General features: G+C 72.2%; 26 protein-coding genes. 6 read left to right on the top strand and 20 right to left on the bottom strand.

Going from position 1 to position 26,727, the window contains the following annotated elements:
• Positions 1–80: 80 nt before the first annotated feature.
• Entirely contained in the window at positions 81–668 is a 588-nt protein-coding gene (gene pyrR, locus ACZ51S_RS24405) for a bifunctional pyr operon transcriptional regulator/uracil phosphoribosyltransferase PyrR (protein ID WP_468477031.1), read from the bottom strand.
• A 249-nt stretch (positions 669–917) separates the two neighbouring features.
• Here pyrR and bldD point away from each other — a divergent pair, with 249 nt between their 5' ends.
• A complete protein-coding gene (bldD, locus tag ACZ51S_RS24400) occupies positions 918–1,418 on the top strand; it encodes a transcriptional regulator BldD (RefSeq protein ID WP_007263032.1) in 501 nt (166 codons plus the stop codon).
• Between the two features lie 215 nt (positions 1,419–1,633).
• Here bldD and nusB read toward each other — a convergent pair whose 3' ends face one another.
• The 14 genes from nusB to ACZ51S_RS24330 all read right to left on the bottom strand — a co-directional run bounded on the left by nusB (position 1,634) and on the right by ACZ51S_RS24330 (position 14,774).
• Entirely contained in the window at positions 1,634–2,065 is a 432-nt protein-coding gene (gene nusB, locus ACZ51S_RS24395; RefSeq protein WP_388944520.1) for a transcription antitermination factor NusB, read from the bottom strand.
• Positions 2,066–2,067: 2 nt separating this feature from the next.
• On the bottom strand, positions 2,068–2,634 hold the full coding sequence (gene efp / locus ACZ51S_RS24390) for an elongation factor P (RefSeq protein WP_352215843.1): 567 nt from the start codon (positions 2,632–2,634) through the stop codon (positions 2,068–2,070).
• Positions 2,635–2,693: 59 nt separating this feature from the next.
• Positions 2,694–3,800 carry a M24 family metallopeptidase gene (locus tag ACZ51S_RS24385; RefSeq protein WP_468476326.1) on the bottom strand — a complete coding sequence of 369 codons (1,107 nt, stop codon included), beginning with the start codon at positions 3,798–3,800 and terminating at the stop codon, positions 2,694–2,696.
• Between the two features lie 94 nt (positions 3,801–3,894).
• On the bottom strand, positions 3,895–4,629 hold the full coding sequence (locus ACZ51S_RS24380; RefSeq protein ID WP_388944513.1) for an AAA family ATPase: 735 nt from the start codon (positions 4,627–4,629) through the stop codon (positions 3,895–3,897).
• A gap of 46 nt (positions 4,630–4,675) precedes the next feature.
• On the bottom strand, positions 4,676–5,116 hold the full coding sequence (gene aroQ, locus ACZ51S_RS24375; RefSeq protein ID WP_362463026.1) for a type II 3-dehydroquinate dehydratase: 441 nt from the start codon (positions 5,114–5,116) through the stop codon (positions 4,676–4,678).
• Positions 5,113–6,204, bottom strand: a complete 1,092-nt coding sequence (aroB, locus tag ACZ51S_RS24370; RefSeq protein WP_388944507.1) for a 3-dehydroquinate synthase — start codon at positions 6,202–6,204, stop codon at positions 5,113–5,115. The genes aroQ and aroB overlap by 4 nt, the downstream gene beginning before the upstream one ends.
• Positions 6,201–6,719: a shikimate kinase gene (locus tag ACZ51S_RS24365; protein WP_468961957.1), complete on the bottom strand. Its 519-nt coding sequence runs from the start codon at positions 6,717–6,719 to the stop codon at positions 6,201–6,203. Before ACZ51S_RS24365 ends, aroB begins: the two co-directional genes overlap by 4 nt.
• Positions 6,716–7,900 (bottom strand): chorismate synthase, encoded by a 1,185-nt coding sequence (aroC, locus tag ACZ51S_RS24360; protein WP_467891557.1) that lies wholly within the window; start codon positions 7,898–7,900, stop codon positions 6,716–6,718. Before aroC ends, ACZ51S_RS24365 begins: the two co-directional genes overlap by 4 nt.
• A gap of 235 nt (positions 7,901–8,135) precedes the next feature.
• Complete coding sequence (locus tag ACZ51S_RS24355) at positions 8,136–8,963, bottom strand: shikimate dehydrogenase (protein ID WP_468804462.1); 828 nt, start codon at positions 8,961–8,963, stop codon at positions 8,136–8,138.
• 7 nt (positions 8,964–8,970) lie between these two features.
• Positions 8,971–10,704 carry an endolytic transglycosylase MltG gene (mltG, locus tag ACZ51S_RS24350; RefSeq protein WP_468961955.1) on the bottom strand — a complete coding sequence of 578 codons (1,734 nt, stop codon included), beginning with the start codon at positions 10,702–10,704 and terminating at the stop codon, positions 8,971–8,973.
• 128 nt (positions 10,705–10,832) lie between these two features.
• Positions 10,833–11,303, bottom strand: a complete 471-nt coding sequence (gene ruvX, locus ACZ51S_RS24345) for a Holliday junction resolvase RuvX (RefSeq protein ID WP_388944493.1) — start codon at positions 11,301–11,303, stop codon at positions 10,833–10,835.
• 2 nt (positions 11,304–11,305) lie between these two features.
• Positions 11,306–13,975, bottom strand: coding sequence for an alanine--tRNA ligase (gene alaS, locus ACZ51S_RS24340; RefSeq protein ID WP_468476329.1), 2,670 nt, complete (start codon positions 13,973–13,975; stop codon positions 11,306–11,308).
• A complete protein-coding gene (locus tag ACZ51S_RS24335) occupies positions 13,975–14,337 on the bottom strand; it encodes a DUF6167 family protein (protein WP_388944487.1) in 363 nt (120 codons plus the stop codon). The genes alaS and ACZ51S_RS24335 overlap by 1 nt, the downstream gene beginning before the upstream one ends.
• Before the next feature lie 8 nt (positions 14,338–14,345).
• A complete protein-coding gene (locus tag ACZ51S_RS24330; RefSeq protein ID WP_388944484.1) occupies positions 14,346–14,774 on the bottom strand; it encodes a DUF948 domain-containing protein in 429 nt (142 codons plus the stop codon).
• 163 nt (positions 14,775–14,937) lie between these two features.
• Here ACZ51S_RS24330 and ACZ51S_RS24325 point away from each other — a divergent pair, with 163 nt between their 5' ends.
• Positions 14,938–17,100, top strand: coding sequence for an ATP-binding protein (locus ACZ51S_RS24325; RefSeq protein WP_468961953.1), 2,163 nt, complete (start codon positions 14,938–14,940; stop codon positions 17,098–17,100).
• 17 nt (positions 17,101–17,117) lie between these two features.
• Here the strand turns inward: ACZ51S_RS24325 and rpsD are convergent, their stop codons facing one another.
• A complete protein-coding gene (rpsD, locus tag ACZ51S_RS24320) occupies positions 17,118–17,729 on the bottom strand; it encodes a 30S ribosomal protein S4 (protein ID WP_007263048.1) in 612 nt (203 codons plus the stop codon).
• A gap of 55 nt (positions 17,730–17,784) precedes the next feature.
• On the opposite strand from rpsD, the gene ACZ51S_RS24315 reads away from it, so the two are divergent.
• Entirely contained in the window at positions 17,785–18,684 is a 900-nt protein-coding gene (locus tag ACZ51S_RS24315; RefSeq protein WP_468476332.1) for a DUF2470 domain-containing protein, read from the top strand.
• Between the two features lie 2 nt (positions 18,685–18,686).
• Here the strand turns inward: ACZ51S_RS24315 and ACZ51S_RS24310 are convergent, their stop codons facing one another.
• From ACZ51S_RS24310 to ACZ51S_RS24295, 4 genes are all read right to left on the bottom strand, one after another.
• Positions 18,687–20,051 carry a replication-associated recombination protein A gene (locus ACZ51S_RS24310; RefSeq protein ID WP_468476333.1) on the bottom strand — a complete coding sequence of 455 codons (1,365 nt, stop codon included), beginning with the start codon at positions 20,049–20,051 and terminating at the stop codon, positions 18,687–18,689.
• A gap of 40 nt (positions 20,052–20,091) precedes the next feature.
• Positions 20,092–20,706: a vitamin K epoxide reductase family protein gene (locus tag ACZ51S_RS24305; RefSeq protein ID WP_388944470.1), complete on the bottom strand. Its 615-nt coding sequence runs from the start codon at positions 20,704–20,706 to the stop codon at positions 20,092–20,094.
• A 157-nt stretch (positions 20,707–20,863) separates the two neighbouring features.
• The gene (gene hisS / locus ACZ51S_RS24300; protein WP_468961951.1) at positions 20,864–22,123 is read right to left on the bottom strand and encodes a histidine--tRNA ligase; all 1,260 of its coding nucleotides are present in this window, start codon (positions 22,121–22,123) and stop codon (positions 20,864–20,866) included.
• An 8-nt stretch (positions 22,124–22,131) separates the two neighbouring features.
• Positions 22,132–22,842 carry an MBL fold metallo-hydrolase gene (locus ACZ51S_RS24295; protein ID WP_467891583.1) on the bottom strand — a complete coding sequence of 237 codons (711 nt, stop codon included), beginning with the start codon at positions 22,840–22,842 and terminating at the stop codon, positions 22,132–22,134.
• A 152-nt stretch (positions 22,843–22,994) separates the two neighbouring features.
• On the opposite strand from ACZ51S_RS24295, the gene ACZ51S_RS24290 reads away from it, so the two are divergent.
• From ACZ51S_RS24290 to ACZ51S_RS24280, 3 genes are all read left to right on the top strand, one after another.
• Positions 22,995–23,777 carry a peptidylprolyl isomerase gene (locus tag ACZ51S_RS24290; protein ID WP_388944461.1) on the top strand — a complete coding sequence of 261 codons (783 nt, stop codon included), beginning with the start codon at positions 22,995–22,997 and terminating at the stop codon, positions 23,775–23,777.
• 186 nt (positions 23,778–23,963) lie between these two features.
• On the top strand, positions 23,964–25,193 hold the full coding sequence (locus ACZ51S_RS24285) for a DUF349 domain-containing protein (RefSeq protein WP_468803363.1): 1,230 nt from the start codon (positions 23,964–23,966) through the stop codon (positions 25,191–25,193).
• Positions 25,194–25,445: 252 nt separating this feature from the next.
• Entirely contained in the window at positions 25,446–26,690 is a 1,245-nt protein-coding gene (locus ACZ51S_RS24280) for a glycosyltransferase family 39 protein (RefSeq protein ID WP_468476337.1), read from the top strand.
• Positions 26,691–26,727: the final 37 nt, after the last annotated feature.

Here is a 26,727-nt window from a genome sequence, read left to right as displayed (position 1 = left end):
CAGGCGGGGCTGACGGTGGTGCGGCAGGGCAGGGCAGGGCTCGGCGCGGGCTCCCGCGAGGGGTCCCGTACGCGCGGGGGTTACTGCCCTGCTGCCCGGGCGGTCCGCTGGCCGAGCAGCACGGCGTCGCGGCCGTCCTCCTCCTGGAGCTGGACCCTGACGGTCTCGCGCAGCGAGGTGGGCAGGTTCTTGCCCACGTAGTCGGCGCGGATCGGGAGTTCGCGGTGACCGCGGTCGACGAGGACCGCGAGCTGGACGGCGCGGGGGCGGCCGATGTCGCCGAGCGCGTCGAGGGCCGCCCGGATGGTGCGGCCGGAGAAGAGGACGTCGTCGAGGAGGACCACCAGGCGGCCGTCGATGCCGTCGCCCGGGATCTCGGTGCGGCCGATCGCCCGGGCGGGCTTCAGGCGCAGGTCGTCGCGGTACATGGTGATGTCGAGGGAGCCGACCGGGATCTTCGTCCCGGTGATCTCCTCCAGCTTGGCGGCCAGCCGGCGGGCCAGGTACACACCGCGGGTGGGAATGCCGAGGAGCACCACGTCGTCGGCGCCCTTGGCGCGTTCGACGATCTCGTGGGCGATACGCGTCAGGACCCGGGCGATGTCCTGCGCCTCCAGAACGGGGCGCATCTCTTCATCGGCCGAGACCTGGGAAGTCGTGCTGTCCATGAAAAGGACCTCCTTCTCCGCCTCACGGGACGGACCTTAAAGGACGTCTGATGTACGCCGACCACGGTACCAGGGGCGGGCGCCCGGCTCCGCACCGGACCCCGGTGATCCCGCTCGTAAGTGGGCGGGGAAGAGCATTCGGCTTGACGCATCCACGTAACGCTGCGTAACCTCACAGTGAGTTACCAGCCGCGCGGCGGAGCCGCATGGTCTCCATGTAGTCACAGCGTCACAGCGTCCGGGAGCGTTATGTCCAGCGAATACGCCAAACAGCTCGGGGCCAAGCTCCGCGCCATCCGCACCCAGCAGGGCCTCTCCCTCCATGGTGTCGAGGAGAAGTCGCAGGGCCGTTGGAAGGCCGTGGTGGTCGGTTCCTACGAGCGCGGGGACCGCGCCGTGACCGTCCAGCGCCTCGCCGAGCTGGCGGACTTCTACGGGGTTCCGGTCCAGGAACTGCTGCCGGGCACGACCCCCGGCGGTGCGGCCGAGCCGCCGCCGAAGCTGCGCCTCGACCTGGAGCGCCTGGCGGGCGTCCCCGCCGAGAAGGCCGGCCCGCTCCAGCGCTACGCCGCGACCATCCAGAGCCAGCGCGGCGACTACAACGGCAAGGTGCTGTCGATCCGCCAGGACGACCTGCGCACCCTGGCCGTCATCTACGACCAGTCCCCCTCGGTCCTGACCGAGCAGCTCATCAGCTGGGGCGTCCTCGACGCCGACGCGCGTCGCGCCGTGGCCCACGAGGACATCTAGTCCCGGGGGCCGTCCCGGCCCAGCAGAAACGTTACCGGCGGGTGCCGGCGCCCCAGGGCGCCGGCACCCGCCGGTTTTTTCATCGGCCGGGCGGCGGCAGGCGCGGCGGAGGGCGGTGCCGGGCCCGGTGCCGCACGCGGCCGGCCGCAAAAACGGCGGAGGGCCCGGGGCGCTCAGCGCGCCGCGGGCCCTCCGCTCAGCCGTCCGCCCCGGGGTTACTCGCCCCGGCGCAGGCTCGGCTTCAGGTCCTTGAAGCGGGCCAGCAGGCCGTTCACGAACGCGGGCGAGTCGTCCGTGGAGAACTCCTTGGCCAGCTGCACGGCCTCGTCGATCGCCACGGCGTCCGGGGTCTCGTCGACCCAGATCAGCTCGAAGGCGCCCAGCCGCAGGATGTTCCGGTCGACGACCGGCATGCGGTCGAGCTCCCAGTCCACGGCGTAGGTGACGATCAGGTCGTCGATGCGGTTCACCTTGTCGGCGTAGCCCTCGACGAGGTCCATCGTGAAGGCGTTGACCGGCGGCTGCCGGTCGTCGGACCGCGCGTGGCGGATCCAGTCCGCGAGGACCTCGCGCACGGACACGCCGCGCTGGTCGGCCTCGAAGAGGATCTGGAAGGCGCGCTTGCGCGCGTTGCTCCGGGCAGCCACGGTTAGCTGTTCACCCGGCCGAGGTAGTCGGAGGTGCGGGTGTCGACCTTGACCTTCTCGCCGGTGTTGACGAAGAGCGGGACCTGGATCTCGTGGCCGGTCTCCAGGCGGGCCGGCTTGGTGCCGCCGGTGGAGCGGTCGCCCTGGACGCCCGGGTCGGTGTGCTCGATGACCAGCTCGACGGCGGCCGGGAGCTCGACGTAGAGGACCGAGCCCTCGTGCTGGGCGACGGAGGCGGTGAAGCCCTCGATGAGGAAGTTGGCGGCGTCGCCGACGGCCTTCTTGTCGACCATCAGCTGGTCGTAGGTCTGCATGTCCATGAAGACGAAGTACTCGCCGTCCATGTACGAGAACTGCATGTCACGCCGGTCGATCGTGGCGGTCTCGACCTTCGTGCCGGCGTTGAAGGTCTTGTCGACGACCTTGCCGGAGAGCACGTGCTTGAGCTTGGTGCGCACGAAGGCCGGGCCCTTGCCGGGCTTGACGTGCTGGAACTCGACGACGGACCAGAGCTGGTCACCGTCGAGCTTGAGCACCATGCCGTTCTTGAGGTCGTTCGTGGAAGCCACGGTTGCGGAATCTCCTGCACTGGAAGACCACGGATGCGCGCACGGTCCGGCGTCGCGGACTAGAGCGCGAGCAGCTCCTTGGTCGTAATGGTGAGTAGCTCGGGACCGCCGTCCGCCTCGGGGCGCACGACGAGCGTGTCATCGATCCGGACACCTCCCCGGCCGGGGAGGTGAACCCCCGGTTCGACGGTGACCGGCACGCAAGCGTCCAGTTTACCCATTGCCGTAGGTGCAAGCTGCGGGTCCTCGTCGATTTCGAGACCGACCCCGTGCCCCATCCACCCGGCGAGGGCCTCACCGTGCCCCGCCGAGTCCAGTACGGACCGTGCCGCGTGGTCCACGTCGCGGTACGCGGCCCCCGGCACCAGGGCCTGCCGGCCCGCCCGCTGGGCGGCGAAGACCAGGTCGTACAGCTCGATCTGCCAGTCGGCGGGAGTGGTGCCGATCACGAAGGTGCGGCCGATCTCGCAGCGGTAGCCGCGGTAGCCGGCGCCGAGGCAGACCGAGAGGAAGTCGCCCTCCTCCACCCTCCGGTCCGAGGGCCGGTGCCGGGAGCGGCCCGAGTGGGGGCCGGTGCCGACGGACGTCGGGAACGCCGGGCCGTCCGCGCCGTGGTCGACGAGGCGGCGCTCCAGCTCCAGGGCCAGGTGGCGTTCGGTCCGGCCCACGAGGATCGACTCCAGCAGCTCGCCGAGGGCCTGGTCGGCGATCTCGGCGGCGATCCGCAGGCAGGCGATCTCCTCCTCGTCCTTCACCAGCCGCTGCTGCTCCACGGCCGAACCGAGGTCGGCCAGCCGCAGCCGGGGCGCGACCGAGTGCAGGGCCCGGTGCCGGGCGACGGTCAGGTGGTGCTCCTCGACGGCGAGGGAGTCGGCCCGGACGGAGGCGGCCAGATCGGCGGCGGCCACGGCCGGATCGGCTCCGGGCGCGGGCAGGACGGACACGCGCAGGCCCTCGTCGAGCCGTCCCTCGTCCACCTCCCCGGTGGGCGCCCCGGGGCAGAACAGCACGTCCTCGGCGGGCCCGACCAGCATGACGGCGCCAAGCGGGGACGCCCCGGCGAGGTAGCGGACGTTCGCTGGACGCGTGACCAGTGCGGCGGCATTGCCCGCGGCGGCGCAGCGCTCGCGGAGCAGGCCCCTGCGGGCCGCGTACACGTCTGACATGTCTTCGAGCCTACGAGCGCCACGCGCATCCGGCCCGGCGAGCGCGGCCGGACGGGGCCGGGTCCACGCCCACGGCCGCGGCGCCGCGGCGGCGCTACCAGCGGGGCGGGCTCGTCATCGCCCGGGCGAGGGCCTCGTCCAGGGCCCGCGCGGTGCCCTCGACGTCGAGGTGGGAGTTGTCGATGATCGGCAGCCCGGAGCCGTACCAGCCGGCCATCCGGCCGTGGATGCGGGCGACCTCCTCGTCGGAGAGCCGGCGGTTGCCGGAGCGGGCCGCGTTGCGGTCGAGGACCACGTCCAGCCCGGGCAGCAGGACGACCGGCAGCAGCGCCGGCCCCACGTGCCGTTTCCAGCCGCCCAGGCCGACCACGGGCCGGTCGGGGAAGACCGCGTCGTCGAGGATGCAGGAGATGCCGTTGGCCAGGAAGTTGCGGGCGGCGAAGCCGCAGGTGCGGCGGGCGAGGCGGTACTGGGCCTCGGAGTGCTCGTTCCAGCCGGCCTGCGGGTCGGCGAAGCCCGAGCAGACCCATTCGCGGACGTCGTCCAGGCTGATGTGCGCGGTCGGCACCGGGCGGGTGCCCGCCCAGTGCCGGGCCACGGTCGTCTTGCCGGCCCCGGCCGGCCCTATGAGCAGTACGGCGAGCACGGCCCCGCCGGTGCCGGGCGCGGGCGCGCCCGGCCCGGGGGCCGCGGCGGGAGGCAGCGGGATGTGCCCCGTCGCTTCGGGGACCGGCGTCACCGGCCAGCCCTGGGCAGGGGGTATCGGCGGCTGCGGGGGAACCGCCGGGTGCTGTCCCGTCGGACCCCAGCCCCCCACTCCGTGCTGCATCCGCGCCACTCCGTCTCGTTCAGGCGACTGATGCGAGAACGTTATCTCAGGCCGTGACTTCCTCCGCCAGCGCACGCAGCGCCAGCCGGTAGGAGCCCAGCCCGAAGCCCGCGACGGTGCCGGTCGCCACGGCCGCGATGACCGAGGTGTGCCGGAACTCCTCCCGGGCGTACGGGTTGGAGATGTGCACCTCGATCAGCGGTGCGGTCCGCTGGGCGGCCGCGTCCCGCATGGCGTACGAGTAGTGCGTGAAGGCACCCGGGTTGATGACGACCGGGATCCTGCCGTCGGCCGCCTCGTGCAGCCAGCGCACCAGCTCGCCCTCGTCGTTGGTCTCGCGGACCTCCACGTCGAAGCCGAGCTCCGCGCCCAGGGCGCGGCAGCTCTCCACGAGACCGGCGTACGAGGTGGCCCCGTACACGTCGGGCTCGCGGGACCCGAGCCGGCCCAGGTTCGGGCCGTTCAGGACCAGCACCCGGCGGCTCACGCGGAGACCTCGCCGTAGGCGGCGACGAGGTGGGCCGGGTCGGGGCCCTCCAGCACGGTGGGCTTGGCCAGCCCGTCCAGGACGATGAAGCGCAGCAGGTTGCCGCGGGACTTCTTGTCGACCTGCATGGTCTGGAGCAGCTTGGTCCACTGGTCGCCGCGGTAGGTCAGCGGCAGGCCCACCGAGGCGAGCACCGCCTTGTGGCGGTCGGCCGTGGCGTCGTCCAGCCGCCCGGCCAGCCGGCCGAGCTCGGCGGCGAAGACCATGCCGACGGAGACCGCCGCACCGTGCCGCCACTTGTAGCGCTCGTTCTTCTCGATGGCGTGAGCGAGGGTGTGGCCGTAGTTGAGGATCTCCCGCAGCCCCGACTCCTTGAGGTCGCTGGAGACCACGTCGGCCTTGACCTGGATGGAGCGGCGGATCAGCTCGGCCGTGTGCGGGCCGGCGGGCGTACGGGCCGCCGCCGGGTCCTCCTCGATCAGGTCGAGGATCACCGGGTCGGAGATGAATCCGGCCTTGATGACCTCGGCCAGGCCGCTGACGTAGTCGTTGACCGGCAGCGACTCCAGCGCGGCGAGGTCGCAGAGCACCCCGGCCGGCGGGTGGAAGGCCCCGACGAGGTTCTTGCCCTCGGCGGTGTTGATGCCGGTCTTGCCGCCGACGGCCGCGTCCACCATCGCGAGGACGGTGGTCGGCACGGCGATCCAGCGCACCCCGCGCAGCCAGCTGGCCGCGACGAAGCCCGCCAGGTCGGTGGTGGCGCCGCCGCCGACGCCGACGATGACGTCGGTGCGGGTGAAGTTGGACTGGCCGAGCGCCTTCCAGCAGTACGCGGCCACCTCGACGGTCTTGGCCTCCTCGGCGTTCGGCACCTGGATGGCGACCGCCTCGTAGCCCTGCTCCGCCAGGTCCGCGCGCAGTGCCTCGCCGGTCTCGGCCAGCGCCTCGGGGTGGATCACGGCGACCCGCTGGGCCTTCGGGCCGATCAGGCCGCCCAGCTCGCCGAGCAGCTGCCGGCCGACCAGCACGTCGTACGCGTCGTGTCCGGCACTGGCGCCGACGTGGATCCGCGTCACCTGGTCTGTCATACGTCCTTCAACTCCAGAGCGTCGAGGACCGCCTGGGCGACCTCTTCGGGGGTGCGGTCGTCGGTGGCCACCACGACGCGCGCGACTTCGGTGTACAGGTGGCGCCTGGCCTCCATCAGCTCGCGCCACTGGCGGCGCGGGTTGACGGCGAGCAGCGGGCGGGCGGCGCCGAGCCCGACGCGGCGCACGGCCTCCTCGACGCCCATCGACAGGTAGGCGACGGGCAGCCCGCTCAGCAGGGCGCGGGTGCCCTCGTCGAGGACGGCGCCGCCGCCGAGGGCGAGGACTCCGGTGTGCTCGGCGACGGCGGCGGCCACGGCCTCGCGTTCCAGCTCACGGAAGTACGGCTCGCCCTCGTCGACGAAGATGTCGGAGATCTCCCGGCCCTGGGCCGCGACGATGTCCGCGTCGGTGTCCCGGTAGGGGACGCCGAGCCGGCGGGCGAGCAGGCCGCCCACCGTGGACTTGCCGGAGCCCATGGGGCCGACGAGTACGACCCGGGGGCCGCCGGTCACCGGATCTGCAGGTTGTCGAGGTACGACCGGACGTTGCGTCGGGTCTCGGGGACCGAGTCGCCGCCGAACTTCTCGACCACGGCGTCGGCCAGCACCAGCGCCACCATGGCCTCGGCGACGATGCCCGCGGCGGGCACGGCACAGACGTCGGAACGCTGGTGGTGGGCCACGGTGGCCTCGCCGGTGGCGACGTCGACGGTGGCCAGGGCGCGCGGCACGGTCGCGATGGGCTTCATCGCGGCGCGCACGCGCAGCAGCTCGCCGGTGGTCAGGCCGCCCTCGGTGCCGCCGGAGCGGCCGGAGGTGCGCTTGAGGCCCTCGGGGGTGGAGACGATCTCGTCGTGCGCCTTCGAGCCGGGCACGCGGGCCAGCTCGAAGCCGTCGCCGACCTCGACGCCCTTGATGGCCTGGATGCCCATGAGCGCGGCGGCGAGACGGGCGTCGAGGCGGCGGTCCCAGTGGACGTGGGAGCCGAGGCCGACGGGCACGCCGTACGCGAGCACCTCGACGACGCCGCCGAGGGTGTCGCCGTCCTTGTGGGCCTGGTCGATCTCGGCGACCATCGCCTTCGACGCGTCGGCGTCGAGGCAGCGCACCGGGTCGGCGTCGAGCTTCTCGACGTCGGCGGGGGTCGGGTAGACGCCGTAGGGGGCCTTGGCCGAGGCCAGCTCCACCACGTGCGAGACGATCTCGATGCCGGCGGCCTCCTTGATGAAGGACCGGGCGATGGCGCCGAGGGCGACGCGTGCGGCCGTCTCGCGGGCGCTGGCGCGCTCCAGGATCGGGCGGGCCTCGTCGAAGCCGTACTTCTGCATGCCCGCGAGGTCGGCGTGGCCGGGGCGGGGGCGGGTCAGCGGCGCGTTGCGGCCGGTGTCCTTGAGCAGCGAGGGGTCGACCGGGTCGGCCGACATCACCGTCTCCCACTTGGGCCACTCGGTGTTCCCGACCATGACCGCGACCGGGGAGCCCAGGGACAGCCCGTGGCGGACGCCGCCGAGGAAGGTGATCTCGTCCTGCTCGAACTTCATGCGGGCACCGCGGCCATAGCCGAGCCGGCGCCTCGCCAGGTGGTCGGCCACCAGCTCGGTGGTGACCGGGACGCCGGCGGGAAGGCCCTCCAGCGTCGCGACCAGGGCCGGTCCGTGCGACTCTCCCGCGGTCAGCCAACGCAACCTGCTCAACGATGCTCCTCATGCTCGCGCCTGGTACAGCGGCGGCGCGTCCCCGGGGCCCTCCCGGCGGTGGCCGGGCGGAGCGCGGACGGGACCGCCATACCCGAATCCTCCCACGTCCGGGCCGTCGAGCCGATCTCGGTCCAGCTGACGGACTGGGGGTCCCCCAGCGGTGGCCGGGGAGGGTACGCGGCGATGGTGGCGGGTACGGCTATCCGCTTCCTACGCGCGGGCGCGCGGGACGTCAGTGGCGGGCGCGCAGGGCCGCTTCCCCGGCGGCCCGCATGGCCGCCAGCGGGCCGGGGGTGCGGCCGGTCATCTGCTCGACCTGGAGCACGGCCTGGTGGACGAGCAGGTCGAGGCCGCCGAGGAGGGTGCCGCCGCGTCCGGACCACGAGGCGGCCAGGGCGGTGGGCCAGGGGTCGTAGAGGACGTCGAAGAGGGTGCCGGGCGCCGCGGGGACGGCCGTGGCCAGCTCGTCCGTGGCGCCGGCCGGGGTGGTGGCGATCACCAGCGGGGCTCCGAGCGCCTGCGCCGCGTCCGACCAGTCGGCGGTGCGCACGTCGACGCCGAGCCGCTCGCCCCACCGGAGCATCTCGTCGGCGCGGGCGCGCGAGCGGACGTACGCGGTGACCTCGCCGGCGCAGATCCGGGCGAGGGCGGCGAGCGCCGAGGAGGCGGTGGCGCCCGCCCCCAGGACGGCGGCGGCGGGCACCTCGTCGACGCCGCGCTCGTGCAGCGCGGCGACGATCCCGGGGATGTCGGTGTTGTCGCCGAGGCGGCGGCCGTCCTCGGTGAGGACGACCGTGTTGACGGCCTCCACCGAGGCGGCGGTGTCACTGATCCCGTCGAGCAGCGGGATGACCGCCCGCTTGAGCGGCATGGTCAGCGACAGCCCGGCCCACTCGGGGCCGAGGCCGGCCACGAAGGCGGGCAGCGCGGCCTCGTCGATCTCGAACCGGTCGTAGGTCCAGTCGTCGAGGCCGAGCTCCCGGTACGCGGCGCGGTGCAGCACCGGTGAGAGGGAGTGCTCGATGGGCGAACCCAGCACCGCGGCCCGTATCCGTGACATGTCCTGCCTACCCGCCGTTCTTCTTCTGCGCCTGGCGCTCCTGGAACTCCGCGACGAGCTTCAGGTGCTCGTCGTAGGTCTTGGTGAAGGTCGTCTTGTCGCCGTCGACCGACACGAAGAACATCCATCCGCCGTGGTCGGGGTCGAGCGTAGCGCTCACCGCCTCCGCGCCGGGGTTCCCGATCGGGCCGGGCGGCAGTCCCCTGACGAAGTGGGTGTTGTACGGGTGGTCGAAGGCCTGGGCTTCCTTCAGGTTGAAGTTGATCTCGCTCTGGTTCTTGACGTAGTTGTACGTCGAGTCGAACTGGAGCTTCTGGTTCGTGACGTCGTTGGTCTTCTTGAGGCGGTTGTAGACCACCTCGGCCATCTTGCGGAAGTCGTCGTGGTTCTTGCCCTCGGCGTTGACGAGGCTGGCGACGGTGACCACCTGGAGCGGGCTGTCCAGGCCCAGTTCCTTGGCCTTGCCCTCGATCCCCATCTCCAGGTACTTGTCGGCGGAGTGCTTGACCATCTGCCGGAGCAGCGACTCGGGGGTGCTGTCCTTGCTGAGGTCGTAGCGCATGGGGAACAGGAAGCCCTCGAGCGGGTCGATGGCCTTCGGGTTGTTGGCCGCCCAGGCCGGCAGGCCGAGGTTCTTGGCCTCCCGCAGGGCGATGTCCTTCGTGGTGCCGTCCGGCTTGCCGAGCTTCTTGTCGATCGCCTCGTACACCTTGGAGTTGCGCATGCCCTCGGTGACGGTGAGGACGCTCAGCTTGCTGGGGTCGATCATCACGGCGACGGCGGCCGCCGCCGACATGCGCTTCTTCAGCGGGTAGACGCCGGGCTGGATCGACTTGCCCTTGGGGTTGGCGGTGGCGGCGTCGACGAAGGCCTGGGCGCTGGCGACCACGCCGGCCTGCTTGAGGATCCGGCCCATCTGGCCCAGGCCGGCGCTCTTGGGGATCTCCACGTCGACCGTCTCGCCGCTGCCCTCGCCCGCGAAGTCCTCGGCCGCGCCGAAGCGGTCCTTCAGGTACGTGTAGCCGTAGTAGCCACCGCCGCCGACGACGCCGATGATCACCACGGCGGCGAGCAGACAGGCGGTGCCGCTGCGCTTCTTCTGCTTGCCGCCCTTGCCGCCCTTGGCCCGGCCGCCGGCGCGGCGCCCGCGCGCGGGCGGCTCGTCGCCGCCGGCCGCGGGGAGGATCTCCTCCTCGGGCTCCTCGGCGAGCGGCTCCTCGACCGGATCCGGTTCCAGGTGGCGCAGGCCGGGCGGCTGCGGAGGCGGGTACGCCTCGGGGGTGGTGTACAGGTCGGGGGCCTCACCGGGGTAGGTCCCGACGGCCTGCTGGGCGTACGGGTCCGCGCCCGCGTACGGGTCGACCTGTACGGCGGCGGCCGCGTACTGGCCCTGGCCGGTGTCCCAGCCCTGGCCGCCGCCCCCGCCGTCGTACGCCGGCTGAGGGGCCATCGGCTGGGGCGCCAATGGCTGCCCCATCTGCTGAGGGGCCATCTGCTGAGGCGCCATCTGCTGGTACTGGACCTGCTGGGCGTAGCCCTGCTCGTCGTACTGCTGCGGGTACTGCCCCGTGTGCTGCTGCTGGTAGTGCGGCTCCTGCGGCTGCGCGTACTGCTGCTGCGGGTCGCCGGCGTAGGGCACCTGCGCCTGCTGCGTCTGGTGCGCGGTCCACCCCTGGTCCCCGTACAACGGGTCCCCGGGGTGCCACGGTTCGGAGCCACCGCCCCGGCCATACTCAGTCATCGGTCCCCTAGAGCCGCGAGACGAAGGCCGCGGCTTACGTCGGCCGCGACACCCGGTTCCGCCTCTTTGGTGGTGAGCGACGGCTGTTCGAATGCCGTCTCATCGCGCGGAACGTTACCGTATCGCGATCAGACAACCACTTCGACGCACTCACCGGGCGGATTACCTGATACCCGTTCGGTCTCAAGAGCGTTCTGGAGGATGACCACAGCGGCCGCCTGGTCGATGACCGACCGGCCCTTCTTCGCGTTGCGCCCGGAGGCCCGCAGGCCCTGGGCGGCGGTGACCGTCGTCATCCGCTCGTCCACCAGACGCACGGTCACCGGCTTGATTCCCTTGGCCAGTTCGTTCGCGAATGCGCGCACCTTGGCCGCGGCCGGCCCCTCCCGCCCGCTGAGCGAGCGGGGGAGGCCGACCACGACTTCGAGGGGCTCGTACTCCTCGACGAGCTGCCGCAGCCGCCGGTGGGCGAAGGGGACGTCCCGGCCCGGGACGGTCTCCACCGGCGTGGCGAGCACCCCGTCGGGGTCGCAGGAGGCGACCCCGATCCGGGCGTCTCCGACATCGATGGCCAGTCGGCGGCCGCGGCGCAGGCTCATCGTCAGGCCGTCTCTGCCACGAGGCGCTCGACGGCCGCGATGGCCTCGGGCACGGCGCCCGGGTTCTGGCCGCCGCCCTGGGCCACGTCGGGCTTGCCGCCACCGCCGCCGCCGAGGGTCTTGGCGGCGGCGCGGACCAGGTCACCGGCCTTGAGGCCGCGCTCGCGGGCCGCCTCGTTGGTGGCGATGACGGTCAGCGGGCGGTCGTTCGCCACGGTGAACAGCGCGACGACGGCCGGCCGGTCGCCCTGGATGCGGCCGCGGACGTCGAGGACCAGCTTGCGCAGGTCGTCGGCGCCCGTGCCGTCCGGCACCTGGCCGACGACGAGGGCGACACCCCGGATGTCCTGGGCGTTGGAGGCGAGACCGGCGGCGGCCTGGAGGACCTTCTCCGCGCGGAACTTCTCGATCTCCTTCTCGGCGTCCTTCAGCTTGCCGAGCATGGAGGCGATCTTCTCCGGCAGCTCTTCCGGACGGCCCTTGACCAGCTCCTGGAGCTGGGCGACGACCGTGTGCTCCTTGGCGAGGAAGTTGTACGCGTCGACGCCGACCAGGGCCTCGACGCGGCGCACGCCGGAGCCGATGGAGGACTCGCCGAGCAGCTTCACCAGACCCAGCTGGGAGGTGTTGCCGACGTGGGTGCCGCCGCACAGCTCCTTGGAGAAGTCGCCGATGGTGACGACGCGGACCCGCTCGCCGTACTTCTCGCCGAACTCGGCGATGGCGCCCTGCTTCTTGGCCTCGTCGATGCTCATGATCTCGGCGGTGACGTCGAGCTCGCGGGAGAGCACGTCGTTGATCTTCTGCTCGACGTCGGTGAGGACCGTGCCGGGGACGGCGTTCGGGGAGCCGAAGTCGAAGCGGAAGCGGCCGGGGCTGTTCTCGGAGCCGGCCTGGGCGGCCGTCGGGCCGAGGGCGTCGCGCAGCGCCTGGTGGGTCAGGTGGGTGGCCGAGTGGGCGCGGGCGATGGCCCGGCGGCGCTTGACGTCGATGGCGGCGTACGCGGAGGCGCCCACCGTCACCTCGCCGACCTGGACGGAGCCCTTGTGCACGGAGACGCCGGGGACGGGCTGCTGCACGTCGCGGACCTCGATGACGGCGCCGGTGTCGAGCTTGATGCGGCCCTGGTCGGCGAGCTGGCCGCCGCCCTCGGCGTAGAAGGGGGTGCGGTCGAGGACGACCTCGACCTCGTCGCCCTCGGAGGCGGCGGGCGAGGAGACGCCGTTGACCAGCAGGCCGACGATGGTGGACTCGCCCTGGGTGGTGGCGTAGCCGGTGAACTCGGTGGCGCCGGAGCCGTCGGCGATCTCCCGGTAGGCCGACATGTCGGCGTGGCCGGTCTTCTTGGCCTTGGCGTCGGCCTTGGCGCGGTCGCGCTGCTCCTGCATCAGGCGGCGGAAGCCCGGCTCGTCCACGGAGAGGCCCTGCTCGGCGGCCATCTCCAGGGTGAGGTCGATCGGGAAGCCCCAGGTGTCGTGGAGCAGGAACGCCTTGTCGCCGGAGAGGACCGTGCCGCCGGCGGCCTTGGTCTCGGTCACGGCGGTGTCGAGGATGTTGGTGCCGCCCTTGAGGGCCTTCAGGAAGGCGGCCTCCTCGGCGAGGGCGACGGTCTCGATGCGCTTGCGGTCGGTGACGAGCTCGGGGTACTGCTGCCCCATCGTGTCGATCACGACGTCGATCAGGTCCTGGACGACCGGGCCCGTGGCGCCCATGAGGCGCATGTTGCGGATGGCGCGGCGCATGATGCGGCGCAGCACGTAGCCGCGGCCCTCGTTGCCGGGGGTGACGCCGTCGCCGATGAGCATGACGGAGGTGCGCATGTGGTCGGCGACCACGCGCATCGAGACGTCGGTGTGCTGCGCGGCGCCGTACTGCACGCCGGTGAGCTCGGTGGCCTTGTCCATGACCACGCGCAGGGTGTCGGTCTCGTACATGTTCTGCACGCCCTGCAGGATCATCGCGAGGCGTTCGAGGCCGAGGCCGGTGTCGATGTTCTTCGACGGGAGGTCGCCGAGGATCGGGAAGTCCTCCTTCCCGTCGCCGGCGCCGCGCTCGTACTGCATGAAGACCAGGTTCCAGATCTCCACGTAGCGCTCGTCGTTGACGGCCGGGCCGCCCTCGACGCCGAATTCCGGGCCGCGGTCGTAGTTGATCTCGGAGCAGGGGCCGCAGGGGCCGGGGACGCCCATGGACCAGAAGTTGTCCTTCTTGCCCAGGCGCTGGATGCGCTCGGCGGGAACGCCGATCACGTCGCGCCAGATCGTCTCGGCCTCGTCGTCGTCGAGGTAGACCGTGATCCAGAGCTTCTCGGGCTCCAGGCCGTAGCCGCCGTCCGCCACGGAGCTGGTCAGCAGCTCCCAGGCGTACTTGATGGCGCCTTCCTTGAAGTAGTCCCCGAAGGAGAAGTTGCCGCACATCTGGAAGAACGTGCCGTGGCGGGTGGTCTTGCCGACCTCTTCGATGTCCGGCGTACGGACGCACTTCTGCACGCTGGTGGCCCGGGGGGCGGGGGGCTTGGTCTCGCCGAGGAAGTACGGCTTGAAGGGGACCATGCCCGCGTTGACCAGCAGCAGAGTCGGGTCGTCCGCGATGAGCGACGCCGAAGGGACAACGGTGTGACCGCGCTCCTCGAAGAAGCTCAGCCAGCGGCGGCGGATTTCAGCCGACTCCATCAGTGGTCCTCATTCCGGTTGGGCGTGACCGTCGATTTGCTCGAACGGTGGGTGTTCTGGTCGTTCTGGTGGTGCGCGATGGCCCGCAGCCGCCGCGGCCCGGGGAGGGCGGTGACGTTGTCGGGCATCCCGGGGTCCTGGTGCAGCCCCAGTGCGTCGTTCAGCTCGTCCTCGCGCTGGGTCATTCCCGCCCGGACGTCGAGGGCGAATTCCTTGAGGCGGTGCCCGGCCTCCACGGCCTTGTCCGCGGCCTGGGCGGCGAGGCTCTCCGGGGTCAGCTTCTTCAGCTGCCGGTTGACCTTGGTGGTGGCCCACACGCCGGCGGCGGCGCCTGCGGTGAACCAGAAGGCTCGGCGGAACATCGGCGGTCTCAGCCCTTCTGTTTCCGGCGCCGGGCCGACGGCACCGTACGGCCGACGATCACGGTTCGCCGGGTGGTCTTCTGCGGGGCGTCCTCCGTGCGGCCCAGCGCCTTGCGCACGCCGTAGCCGAAGGCCGCGACCTTGACCAGGGGGCCGCCGAAGGTGGTGGCGACGGTGGAGGACAGCGCGGAGGCGTTGGAGGTGACCTCCTGGACGTCGCTCGCGATGGCGTCGACCCGGTCGAGCTGGGTGCGCGCGGAGCGGACGGTGGTCGAGGCGTCGGCCAGCAGCGGGACGGCCTGCTCGGTGACGTCGGCCACGAGCTTGGTGGCCGCGCGGAGCACCTGCGCGAGCCGCACCAGGACCACGGCGAGGAAGGACACCAGGATGGCCCAGAAGACGGCCACGAGGATGCCGGCCACCTCTCCACCGGACACGTTGCACCGCTCCCTGATCTGCTTGCCTACGGATTGAACTACGGAGAAAAGTCTTCCTCCGACCCTATCGCGCCGGAGATCCGCCGCAGTACCGGAATTCCGGGTCCGGCGCACGCCCGCACGGACCCGCCTTGTACGCGGCGCGTCCGGAACAGTACTCTCCGTGTCCCATGCGCGACCCACCCGACGAGTGACGCCGGGCAATCTTCCCTCGGAGCTCAGTTCCTTCGTCGGGCGGGGTGCCGAACTGGCCGCGGTCGCACGGCTCCTGGAGTCGTCCCGGCTGGTCACCGTCACGGGGATGGGCGGCGTGGGGAAGTCCCGGCTGGCGCTGGCCGCGGCCCGGGCGGCCGCCGACGAGCAGCAGGAACGCTACTGCGACGGCGTATGGCTGGCCGAGCTGTCCGCCCTGCGCGATCCGGCGCTGCTGGAGTTCACCCTGGCCGAGGCCCTCGACCTCACCGACCACTCCGTCCGCCCGCCCCGCACGGTCCTGGCCGAACACCTGGCCGGTCGCCGTCTCCTGCTGGTCCTCGACGGGTACGAACAGCTGGTCGACGAGGCGGCCGCCCTGCTGGGCGGGCTGCTGCGCCGCTCCCCCGGCCTGCGGGTGCTGGCGGCCGGCCGGCGCCCGCTCGGCCTGGACGGGGAGGCGCTCTTCCCGCTGGCCCCGCCCGCCCCCGCGGAGGCCGTGGCCCTGCTGGCCGAACGGGCCGCGGCCGCCGACCCCGGCTTCGCGGTGACGGCGGCCGTCCGGCCGGCCCTCACCGAGCTGTGCGCCCGGCTCGACGGGATCCCACTGGCCCTGGAGCTGGCGGCGGCCCGGCTGCGGGTGCTCTCCCCGGAGCAGGTCCTGGCCCGGCTGGAGGACCGGTTCGCGCTGCTGACCGGCGGGGCGCGCGGGGCGCTGCCGCGGCACCGGGCGCTGCGGACGGCGATCGGGTGGAGCCACGAGCTGTGCACCCCGGCGGAGCGGCTCCTGTGGGCCCGGCTGTCGGTGTTCGCCGGGCGGTTCGACCTGGACGCCGCGGAGTACGTGTGCTCGGGCCCGGACCTGCCGGCGGACAGCGTGCTCGACCTGGTCGGGGAACTGCTCGCGCAGTCGGTGTTGGCGCGGGAGGAGACGCCGGCGGGGGTGCGCTACCGGATGCTGGAGACCGTACGGCTGTACGGGGCCGGGTGGCTGGAGTCGCTCGGTGACGCCGGGCGGCTGCGGCGGCGCCACCGGGACTGGTACGTGGGGCTGGCCACGTGGTGCGAGCTGGACTGGTTCGGCCCGCGCCAGCAGGAGGTGGCCGCGCTGGTGGAGGCGGAGCTGCCGAATCTGCGCCTGGCCCTGGAGTGCTGCCTGGAGGAGCCCGGGGAGCAGCACCTGGGGCAGTACCTGGCGGGGACCCTGTGGTTCTACTGGGCGGGCTGCGGCCGGCTCACCGAGGGCCGGCACTGGCTGGCGCGCAGCCTGGAGTCCGGGCCGGGGCAGGCCGGTGAGGACGAGGAGTACGAGGGCTCGCGGCTGAAGGCCCTGTGGGTGCTGGGGTACGTGGCGGCCCTCCAGGGTGACGCGGTGGCCTCGATCGGCGCGCTCCACGAGTGCCGGGACCGCGCGGAGCTCACGGGGAACCGGGTGGCGGCCGCGTACGCGGTGCACCGGCTGGGGTGCCTGGCACTGGTCTCGGACGAGATGGCGCGGGCCGGGGAGCTGCTGGGCGAGGCGCTGGAGCGCTACCGGGAGGCCGGGGAGCTGAACAGCAACGTGCTGATGTGCCAGGTGGAGCTGGCGATGGCGCGGGCCTTCCAGGGGGACCTGGCGGGCGCGGTCGCGCTGTGCGAGGAGGTCCGGGACGTCTGCCTGGAACGCGGGGAGCGCTGGACGAAGGCGTACGCCCTGTACGTGCTGGCGTACGCGGCCCTGGACGAGGGGGACCCGGCCCGTGCCCGGCGGCTGCTGACCGAGTGCGTGACGGTGAACCACACCTTCCGCGACCTGGTCGGGCTCGTGCTGGCGGTGGAGCTGCTGGCGCTGGTCACGGTCACCGAGGGGGCAGCGGCCGAGGCTGCGGTGCTCCAGGGAGCGGCGGAGCCGATGTGGGACGGGGTCGGCCTGCGTCTTTTCGGGTCGGGGTACTTCAACGCGCCCCGGCTGCTGTGCCAGGAGCGGGCCGGTGAGGTGCTGGGCCCGGAGCGGTACGCGGCGTACGCGGACGAGGGGCGGCAGCTGACGCTGGAGGCGCTGGTGCTGCGGGCGCAGTGGGTTGCCGGGCCGCGCCGGGGAACGGAAAGGCCCGCCGCCCCCCGGAGGGGACGGCGGGCCGATACCAGCCTGTGAGGGCTACGGCCGCCGGATCAGCGGGCGTAGTACTCGACGACGAGCTGCTCGTCGCAGATGACCGGGATTTCCTTGCGGTTCGGGTCGCGGTCGAGGCGGAAGGCCAGGGCCTTCAGGTTGACCTGCAGGTAGCGCGGGGTCTCGCCCTCACCGGCGTAGCCACCCTCGCGGGCGACCTGGAAGGGGTGCTTCTCGCGGCTGCGCTCGCGCACGGTGATGACGTCGTCCGGACGGACACGGAACGACGGCTTGTCGACCTTGCCACCGTTGACCTCGATGTGGCCGTGGACGACCATCTGGCGGGCCTGGTAGATGGTGCGGGCGATGCCGGCACGCAGGACCAGGGCGTCCAGACGACGCTCGAGCTCGACGACCAGCGCCTCGCCCGTCTTGCCCTCGGCCTTCTTCGCGCGGTCGTACGCGCGGGCCATCTGGCGCTCGGAGATGTCGTACTGGGCGCGCAGACGCTGCTTCTCGAGCAGACGGACCTTGTAGTCCGAGTTCTGCTTGCGGCCACGGCCGTGCTCGCCCGGCGGGTAGGGGCGGGCCTCGAAGTACTTGACGGCCTTCGGCGTCAGGGCGATGCCGAGGGCACGGGACTTCTTGACCTTGGGTCGCTTCTGGTTCACGTGGAACCTACCTCCATGTAAGTTAGGTGAGGCTTACCTTAGCGAGGAGGACGTAATGTCTCGACCACATGGGATCCCCCTGCCCAGTGCGCGCCGCAGTTCGGGTTCCAACGAAACGGAATCCGCTTTCGACGACGATAGGCAAGGTCAGCCGCGTCCCAGGGAAGGCGTTCGGCAGCTCACCGGAGCCGAACGCGTACGAACCCTCGTAGAGTCCAACGCCTCAGTATCCCTCACGCTGCCGGGTGCTCCTGACCAGGCCGAGTGGTGGACAGGGGTGCCGGCCGCGCGGACCGTCACCCCGGACGGGGACGTGATCCTCCTGGTATCAGGGGAATCCGCGGCTGCCAGGGCTGCCGCTCACGCCCAGGACGACGACCTCACCGCCGTGATCGAGATCACGGATGTGGCGCCGGTGTCCGTGCCCCATCGTATCCGAGGCCGCGCCCGGCTCTCCGGGTGGCTGACCACGGTGCGCGGGGAGGCCCGCGCTGCCTGCGCGGCGCTGCTCGTGGAGCGGCGGCCGGTGGGCGAGCTGCTGGGCCTGAGCGAGACGCAGGACCCGCCGTACGCCGGCCGCCCCGCCTGGACGATGCTGCGCCTGGAGGTCGGCGAGATCTCGCTGGACGACCTGTGGGGCACCGGCCCGGTGGACCCCGACGAGCTGGCGGCGGCCGAGCCCGACCCGCTGGCCGCCCACGAAACCGAGCTGCTCCAGCACCTCGCCTCCGCCCACGCCGACCGCGTCGCCGACCTGTGCGCGCTGCTGGGCCCGCGCGCGGCGGCCGGGACGACCGCCGTCCCGCTGGCCCTGGACCGGCTCGGGCTGCGCGTGCGCTTCAGCCGGGGCCCCGGCCGGACCTCCTTCGACGCCCGGTTCGACTTCCCCGAGCCGGTGGCCGACGTCTGCGGACTGCGCCGCGCGATGCGCGCCCTGTTCGCCGCCGCGCGCTGAGGTCACGCGGAGGAGGGGCCGCCGCCCCGCAGCCGTTCCCGGACCTTGTCCACCACGTCCGCGTAGCGCGCCTCGGCGCCGTACCGCGTCGGCTCGTAGTACCGCTTGCCGTGGATCTCGTCCGGGGCGTACTGCTGCGCGGCGATGGCGCCCGGCACGTCGTGCGGGTAGACGTAGCCCACCGCGTGCCCCAGTTTCGCCGCGCCCTTGTAGTGCCCGTCCCGCAGGTGCGCCGGAACCGCCCCGGCCAGCCCGGCCCGTACGTCGGCCAGCGCGGCGCCGATCGCGGTCGTGGCGGTGTTCGACTTCGGGGCGAGGGCCAGCGCGATCGTGGCGTGCGACAGGGTCAGCGCGGCCTCCGGGAAGCCGATCATCGCCACCGCCTGGGCCGCCGCCACCGCCAGCGGCAGGGCAGTCGGGTCCGCGAGGCCGATGTCCTCGCTCGCGGAGATCATCAGGCGCCGGGCGATGAACCGGGGGTCCTCCCCCGCCTCGATCATCCGGGCCAGGTAGTGCAGCGCCGCGTCCACGTCCGAGCCCCGGATCGACTTGATCAGGGCGCTCGCCACGTCGTAGTGCTGGTCGCCGTCCCGGTCGTAGCGGACGGCCGCCCGGTCGACGGCCTCCTCCAGGGTCTGGAGGGTGATCTCCTCCTCGCCCTTGGCGATGGCCGAGCCGGCCCCGGCCTCCAGCGCGGTCAGCGCCCGGCGGGCATCGCCGCCGGCGATGCGCAGCAGGTGCGCCTCCGCCTCGGCCGGCAGGGACACCGCCCCGCCCAGCCCCCGCTCCTCCGTCAGCGCGCGCCGCAGCAACGCGCTCAGGTCCTCGTCGGTCAGTGGTTCCAGCGTGAGGAGCAGCGAGCGCGACAGCAGCGGGGAGATGATCGAGAAGTACGGGTTCTCGGTGGTCGCCGCGATCAGGGTGACCCAGCGGTTCTCCACGGCGGGCAGCAGCGAGTCCTGCTGCGCCTTGCTGAACCGGTGGATCTCGTCCAGGAAGAGGACGGTCTCCTTGCCGTAGCCGCCGGCGGCGCGCTTGGCGCCCTCGATGACGGCCCGGACCTCCTTGACCCCCGCCGTGATCGCCGACAGCTCGACGAACCGCTTCTTCGTGGCCTGGCTGACCACGTAGGCGAGGGTGGTCTTGCCGATGCCGGGCGGTCCCCAGAGGATCACCGACGAGGCTCCGGCCGGCCCCCCGGCGCCCTCCCCCACCAGGCGGCGCAGCGGCGAGCCGGGCTTCAGCAGGTGCTGCTGGCCGACGACCTCGTCCAGGTTGCGCGGGCGCATGCGGACGGCGAGCGGGGAGCTCGCGGGGTCCTTCTCCTGGCGGTCCTCGGCGGCGGCGGTGAAGAGATCTGGTTCCACACCGGAAGCCTAAGCGAGCCCACCGACAGGGCGGCCGCGCTCAGGAGGTCCAGAAGTCCCACCAGCGGGTCAGGATCAGCATGCCGATGATCCCGATGTGCAGCACCGGCAGCACCCAGGTGAACTCGTCGAGGAAGCCGCGCAGCCAGCCGGGGGCGGGCAGCAGGCCCTGGCGCACGGTGTGGGAGGTGACGTACCAGAACATCAGGATGGTGGCGGCCCAGGCCAGGCAGCACCACAGGCAGAGCGAGTTGATGTTGTACAGCGACTGGTACATCAGCCAGGTGCAGAATCCGACGCCGAAGAGGGTGCCGGCGTTCAGGGCCAGCCAGTACCAGCGGCCGAACCGGGCCCCGGCCAGCAGGCTCATGCCGACGCAGATCACGATCCCGTAGGCGACCAGGCCCAGCATCGGGTTGGGGAAGCCGAAGACGGCCGCCTGCTCGCTCTTCATGATGTTGCCGCAGGAGACGATCGGGTTCAGGGAGCAGCCGGGGGTGAAGTTCGGGTCCTCGAGCAGCTTGAACTTGTCGATGGTGATCACCCAGGCGGCCAGCAGGCCCGCCGCTCCGGTTGTCACCAGCAGCCAGGCCAGTGCCCGGCTCGCGCCGACGGTCCGCGCAGCGGTGTCCGCGCCTGCGCCTGTTGTCGTCATCCCGATCCCGCCCGCTCCGCGTCCGCAAGGTCATCAAGCAGGGCCATTGTGCCGTACGGGGGCGTCCGCCATCCGTTCGGCGGAGATAAGGACGGTCCGGAAACGCCGGTGGCGGGGCGGGGATCCTTCCCCGCCCCGCCACCAAAGGACGCTGGTGTCAGGCCAGCCGGGCCCGTACCTCGGCGACGACGTCGGCGACCGCCACGGCGGTCTGCTCCCCGGACTCCAGGTCCTTGAGCTGGACCACGCCCTCGGCGAGGTCGCGGTCGCCCGCGACGATCGCGAAGCGCGCGCCGCTGCGGTTCGCGTCCTTCATGGCGCCCTTGAGGCCCTTGCCCCCGTACGACATGTCGGCCGCGACGCCGGCCTTGCGCAACTCGGTCACCAGGGCGAACACGGCCGGCTTGGCCTCGCCCAGCGCCACCGCGAACACGGCCGTGGAGGCCGGGATGTCCAGCTCCACGCCCTCGGCCTCGAGCGCGAGCACGGTCCGGTCCACGCCGAGCGCCCAGCCGACCGACGGCAGTGCCGGTCCGCCGATCATCTCCGACAGGCCGTCGTAACGGCCGCCGCCGCCCACCGCGGACTGCGAGCCCAGGCCGTCGTGGACGAACTCGAAGGTGGTGCGGGTGTAGTAGTCGAGGCCGCGCACGAGCTTCTCGTCGTCCTCGAAGGCGACACCGGCGGCCGAGACCAGGGTGCGGACCTCCTCGTGGTACGCCTTGCACGCGTCGCACAGGTAGTCGCGCAGCACCGGCGCGCCCACCAGCTGCTTCTGCACCTCGGGCCGCTTGTCGTCGAGGACGCGCAGCGGGTTGATCTCGGCCCGGCGGACGGTCTCCTCGTCGAGGTCCAGGCCGCGCAGGAAGGTCTGCAGCGCCTCCCGGTACACCGGGCGGCACTCCTTGTCGCCGAGCGAGTTCAGCAGGATGCGGAAGTCGCGCAGGCCCAGCGAGCGGTACGCCTGGTCGGCGAGGATGATCAGCTCGGCGTCCAGTGCCGGGTCCTCGGCGCCGATGGCCTCCGCCCCGACCTGCGAGAAGTGGCGGTAGCGGCCCGCCTGGGCGCGCTCGTAGCGGTAGTACGAACCGGAGTACCAGAGCTTGACGGGCAGGCCGCCGAGCTTGTGCAGGTTGCCCTGGAGGGCGGCTCGCAGCACCGAGGCGGTGCCCTCCGGGCGCAGGGCGAGCTCGTCGCCCCCCTTCGTCGTGAGGGTGTACATCTCTTTGCTGACGATGTCGGTGGACTCGCCGACACCGCGCGAGAACAGCTTGACGTCCTCGAACCCGGGGGTCTCGACGTAGCCGTAGCCCGAGTTCTTCAGGGGCGCGGCGATCGCCTCGCGGACCGCCAGGAAGGTGGCGGACCGGGGCGGCAGCAGGTCGTACGTGCCCTTGGGGGCCTTGAAGGTGCTCACGAAACTCGTCACATTCCTCGTCGTGGGGCGGCGGTGTCGCCCCCCGGGCCGGCGGCGACCTCCCGCAGGTACGGGTTGGTCGCGCGCTCGCGGCCGATGGTGGTCTGGGGACCGTGGCCGGACAGCACCACCGTCGAGTCGTCCAGCGGCAGGCACACGCGGGCCAGCGACTGGAGCATCTCGGCGTGGGAGCCGCCGGGCAGGTCGGTGCGTCCGATGGAGCCGGCGAAGAGCAGGTCGCCCGAGAAGAAGACCGGCGGGACGTCGGCCTGCTCGGGCATCCGGAAGGTCACCGACCCCTTGGTATGCCCGGGCGCGTGCGCCACCGAGAACTCCATCCCGGCCAGCTTGAGCCGGCTGCCGTCGGTGAGCTCGCGGACGTCGTCCGGCTCTCCCACGGTCAGCTCCCCCATGAGCGGCATGCCGATGGAACGGCCGAGGGCCTTCTCCGGGTCGCTCATCATGTAGCGGTCCTCGGGGTGGATCCAGGCCGGCACGTCGTGTGCTCCGCACACCGGGACCACCGAGGCCACATGATCGATGTGGCCATGGGTGAGGACGACCGCGACGGGCTTGAGACGGTGCTTCCTCAGCGTCTCCTCGACTCCTTGGGCGGCCTGGTGGCCCGGGTCGATGATGACGCACTCCTCACCGGCGGCGGGGGCGACCAGGTAGCAGTTGGTGCCCCAGGCCCCGGCGGGGAATCCGGCAATCAGCACGTTCGTCCTCAATCGTCGTCCGGCGGGAGGCAGCGGATCGGAATCTGCTGCTCAGAGCCTACCGGCGGCCTTCATTACACAGCGAACCCATATACGGTACGGCCTAACCCAGCCCGGACAGCGATATCAGAGACGCACAAGGAGACGACCCGGTGGTCACGAGCGATCAGCGTCGGCGACAGCTCGCCAGGGAGAAGTACGAGCGCCAGCAGAAGCGCCGCGCGGAGGCCCGCCGCAAGTCGCGGCAGCGCCTGGCGGTCATCGGCGCGGCCGCGGCCGTGGTGATCGCCACGCTGGTCGGCCTCGTCGTGGGCGGTGTCTTCGACGGCGAGGACACGAAGGACGCGGCGGCCGACCCCTCGTCGTCCCCGTCGGCGCCCACGCCGAAGAAGTCCCCTTCCCCCGCGATGGCCATCGACGACAAGGCGAAGTACACCTTCGGCCTGAAGACCAGCGCGGGCGACGTCACGTTCGAGATGGACGCGGCGAAGACGCCCCAGACGGTCAACTCGTTCAAGTCGCTCGCCGACAAGGGCTTCTTCGACAAGACCAAGTGCCACCGCCTGGTGACCGGCGGGATCTTCGTCCTGCAGTGCGGCGACCCGGAGGGCACCGGCATGGGCGGCCCCGGTTACAACATCCCGGACGAGAACCTGGACGCCCTGGGCAAGCCGAACGAGCAGGGCCAGGTGATCTACCCGGCCGGCACGGTGGCGATGGCCAACACCGGCCGCCCCGGCACCGGCGGCAGCCAGTTCTTCCTGGTCTACAAGGACAGCCCGCTCGCCCCGTCCTACACCCCCTTCGGCAAGATCGACGCGGCCGGACTGAAGGTGCTGGAGGAGGTCGCCAAGGCCGGGACCGCCGACGGGGCCCAGGACGGGGCCCCCAAGACCCCGGTGACCATCGAGAAGGGCACCGTCACCAAGAACTGACGGGCGGCGCGGCCCCGGGGCGGCGGCCCGCCGCCCGTACGCCGATATTCCGTCGTGCGGGATGCGGACAGCCGGCCCGGCGGTCGCCTATGTTGGCGTTGTGCAGGGCGGGCGCTGCCCGCCCCAGGAAACTGTGGACGATGCCCGGGGGCGTACCCCCGGCGGGCATCAGGTGGAGGAGGCGCTGTGAGCAGCGACCCGTGGGGCCGAGTCGACGAGACCGGCACCGTGTACGTGCGTACTTCCGAGGGCGAGCAGGTCGTCGGCTCGTGGCAGGCGGGCACCCCCGAGGAGGCCCTGGCCTACTTCGAGCGCAAGTACGAGGGCTTGGTGGTCGAGATCGGCCTCCTCGAACGGCGGGTGCGGACCACCGATCTGTCCGCCAAGGACGCCCATACGGCCATCGAGCACCTGCGGACGCAGGTGGACGAGCACCACGCCGTCGGTGACCTCGACGCGCTGCGCGTCCGGCTCGACAAGCTGGCGGCGACGGTGGACTCGCGGCGCGAGGAGCGCAAGGTCCAGAAGGCCAAGCAGGCGGACGAGGCCCGTTCGGCCAAGGAGGCCCTGGTCACCGAGGCGGAGCAGCTGGCGCAGAGCGACCAGTGGCGCAGTGCCGGTGAGCGGCTGCGCGCCCTCGTGGACATCTGGAAGGGTCTGCCCCGGCTCGACCGCAAGTCGGACGACGAGCTGTGGCACCGCTTCTCGCACGCCCGCTCCGCCTTCTCCAAGCGCCGCAAGGCGCACTTCGCCGCGCTCGACGCCCAGCGCGAGGACGCCCGCAAGGCCAAGGAGAAGCTGGTCGCGGAGGCCGAGGCGCTGTCGAAGTCGACGGACTGGGGTCCGACGGCCGCCCGCTACCGCGAGCTGATGGACAGCTGGAAGGCGGCGGGCCGGGCGCAGCGCGAGGCCGAGGACGACCTGTGGAACCGTTTCCGCGGTGCGCAGGACGTGTTCTTCGCGGCGCGCAGCGAGGTCTTCGCGGAGCGTGACGCCGAGCAGGTCGAGAACCTGAAGCTGAAGGAGGAGCTGGCCGTCGAGGCGGAGAAGCTCCTCCCGGTGACGGACCTGAAGGCGGCCCGGGCCGCGTTCCGCTCCGTCAACGAGCGCTGGGAGGCCATCGGCCACGTGCCGCGCGACGCCCGTCCCAAGGTCGAGGGCCGGATGCACGCCGTGGAGCGGGCCATCCAGGAGGCCGAGGAGGGCGAGTGGCGCCGTACGAACCCGGAGGCGCGGGCTCGCGCCGCCGGGCTGACGGGGCAGCTCCAGGCGGCCGTCGACAAGCTGCGTGAGCAGATCGACGCGGCGCGCGCGGCCGGCAACAACGCGAAGGCGGACAAGCTCTCCCGCGAGCTGGAGGGCCGGCAGGCCCTGCTGGACCAGGCGCTGAAGGGCCTGGAGGAGTTCGGCGGCTGACGCCGGCCGTTCGTGCGGACGGGCACCACCGGTTCGGTCCGGTGGTGCCCGTCCGGCGTTCCGGGGCGAGCGGTGGCCGGGGCCTTCCCGGTCCCTCGGCCGGGGGCTCGCGCGTGCCGTTCGCGGGCCCTGTCCGCGCGTCCCGTTCGTCGTGCGGTTCGGACGCGGGCCGCGCGTCCGTCACACCTGACGCATGTGTACCGTTGTACGGTGCCGCCCCGGCGGCTCTCTGCCGGGCGACCAGGATCGATTGTGACGCACACCCATATACGCGCTGATGTCCCAGACCCCCTTCTCGCTGCCCGGCCCGCCGGCGACAAGAGGGGACGGGGACCCCGGGGGGCCGGACGACGCGTACTCGCCGCCCTGAAGCGCGCCCGGAAGGCACTGCTGATCCACATCGCGCTGCGCGCCACCGGGCTGGCCGTGATGGCCGTCTGGGCCCACCGCGAGGGCATGGGGCTGCTGGAGGTCCTGGGCGGGCGCTGGGACTCCGACTTCTACCTGCACATCGCCGAGCACGGTCTCACGACGGAGATGCCCGCGTCCTGCGCCCCGGTGGGGCCGGGCTGCCACATGGCGTTCTTCCCCGTCTACCCGATGCTGGTGCGGTGGACCGCGAACGTCACGCAGCTGCCCGTCATGTGGGCGGCGATCGGGGTGGCGCTGTTCGCGTCGGTGATCGCCGCGTGGGGGATCTTCGCCGTCACGGACAAGATCTACGGACGCCGGGTCGCCCTCTTCACCTGCGCCCTGTTCGCGATCGTGCCGACGGCGCTGGTCCAGTCGATGGCGTACACCGAGCCGGTGTTCATCGCCCTGTCGGTGTGGGCGATGTACGCGGTGATGGCGAAGTCCTGGTTGACGGCCGGTGTGCTGGCCTTCTTCGCCGGAGCCACCCGGCCCTCCGGGTCCGCGATCGTCGCGGCCGTGGTGCTGGCGGGCGTCTGGGAGTACGTGCAGTGGCGCCGCAAGCGGCGTGCGCAGCGTCCGGCCGTGGGCCGGATCGTCGTGGCCTCGCTGATCGCCCCGCTGGGCTGGTTCGGGTACGTGGGCTACGTGGGCCTGCACTTCGGCCGCTGGGACGGCTACTTCGAGCTGCAGCGCCGGTGGGGGTCCGTCTACGACGGCGGTCTCTACACCCTCAACGAGCTGAAGCGGACCTTCACCGAGGGGCACATCACCCTCAACCACCTGGTGGTCTCGCTGACGGTGGTCACGGCCGTGGTGCTGTTCGTCCTGATGACGCGCAGGCGCCGGCCCCCGGTGGTCCTGTGGGTCTTCGCGGCCATGATCATGCTGATGGCGCTGGGCGGCGCGGGCTTCTACTCCTCGAAGATGCGCTTCATCATGCCGGCCTTCCCGCTGCTGTTCCCCTTCGCGCTGGCCCTGGCCCGGGCCCGCAGGAGCACCGTGGTGTGGATCGTCGGTTCGGCCACCGCCGTCTCCGCCTTCTTCGGCGGCAATCTCAACTTCGTCTGGTGGGGCTGCCCCTGATCCGGCTGCCGCCCGGTACGCCCGTGGGCGCCGTCCC

This window comes from Streptomyces sp. NPDC034043, assembly GCF_055575675.1.
This window is presented reverse-complemented; position numbering and strand designations above follow the sequence as displayed.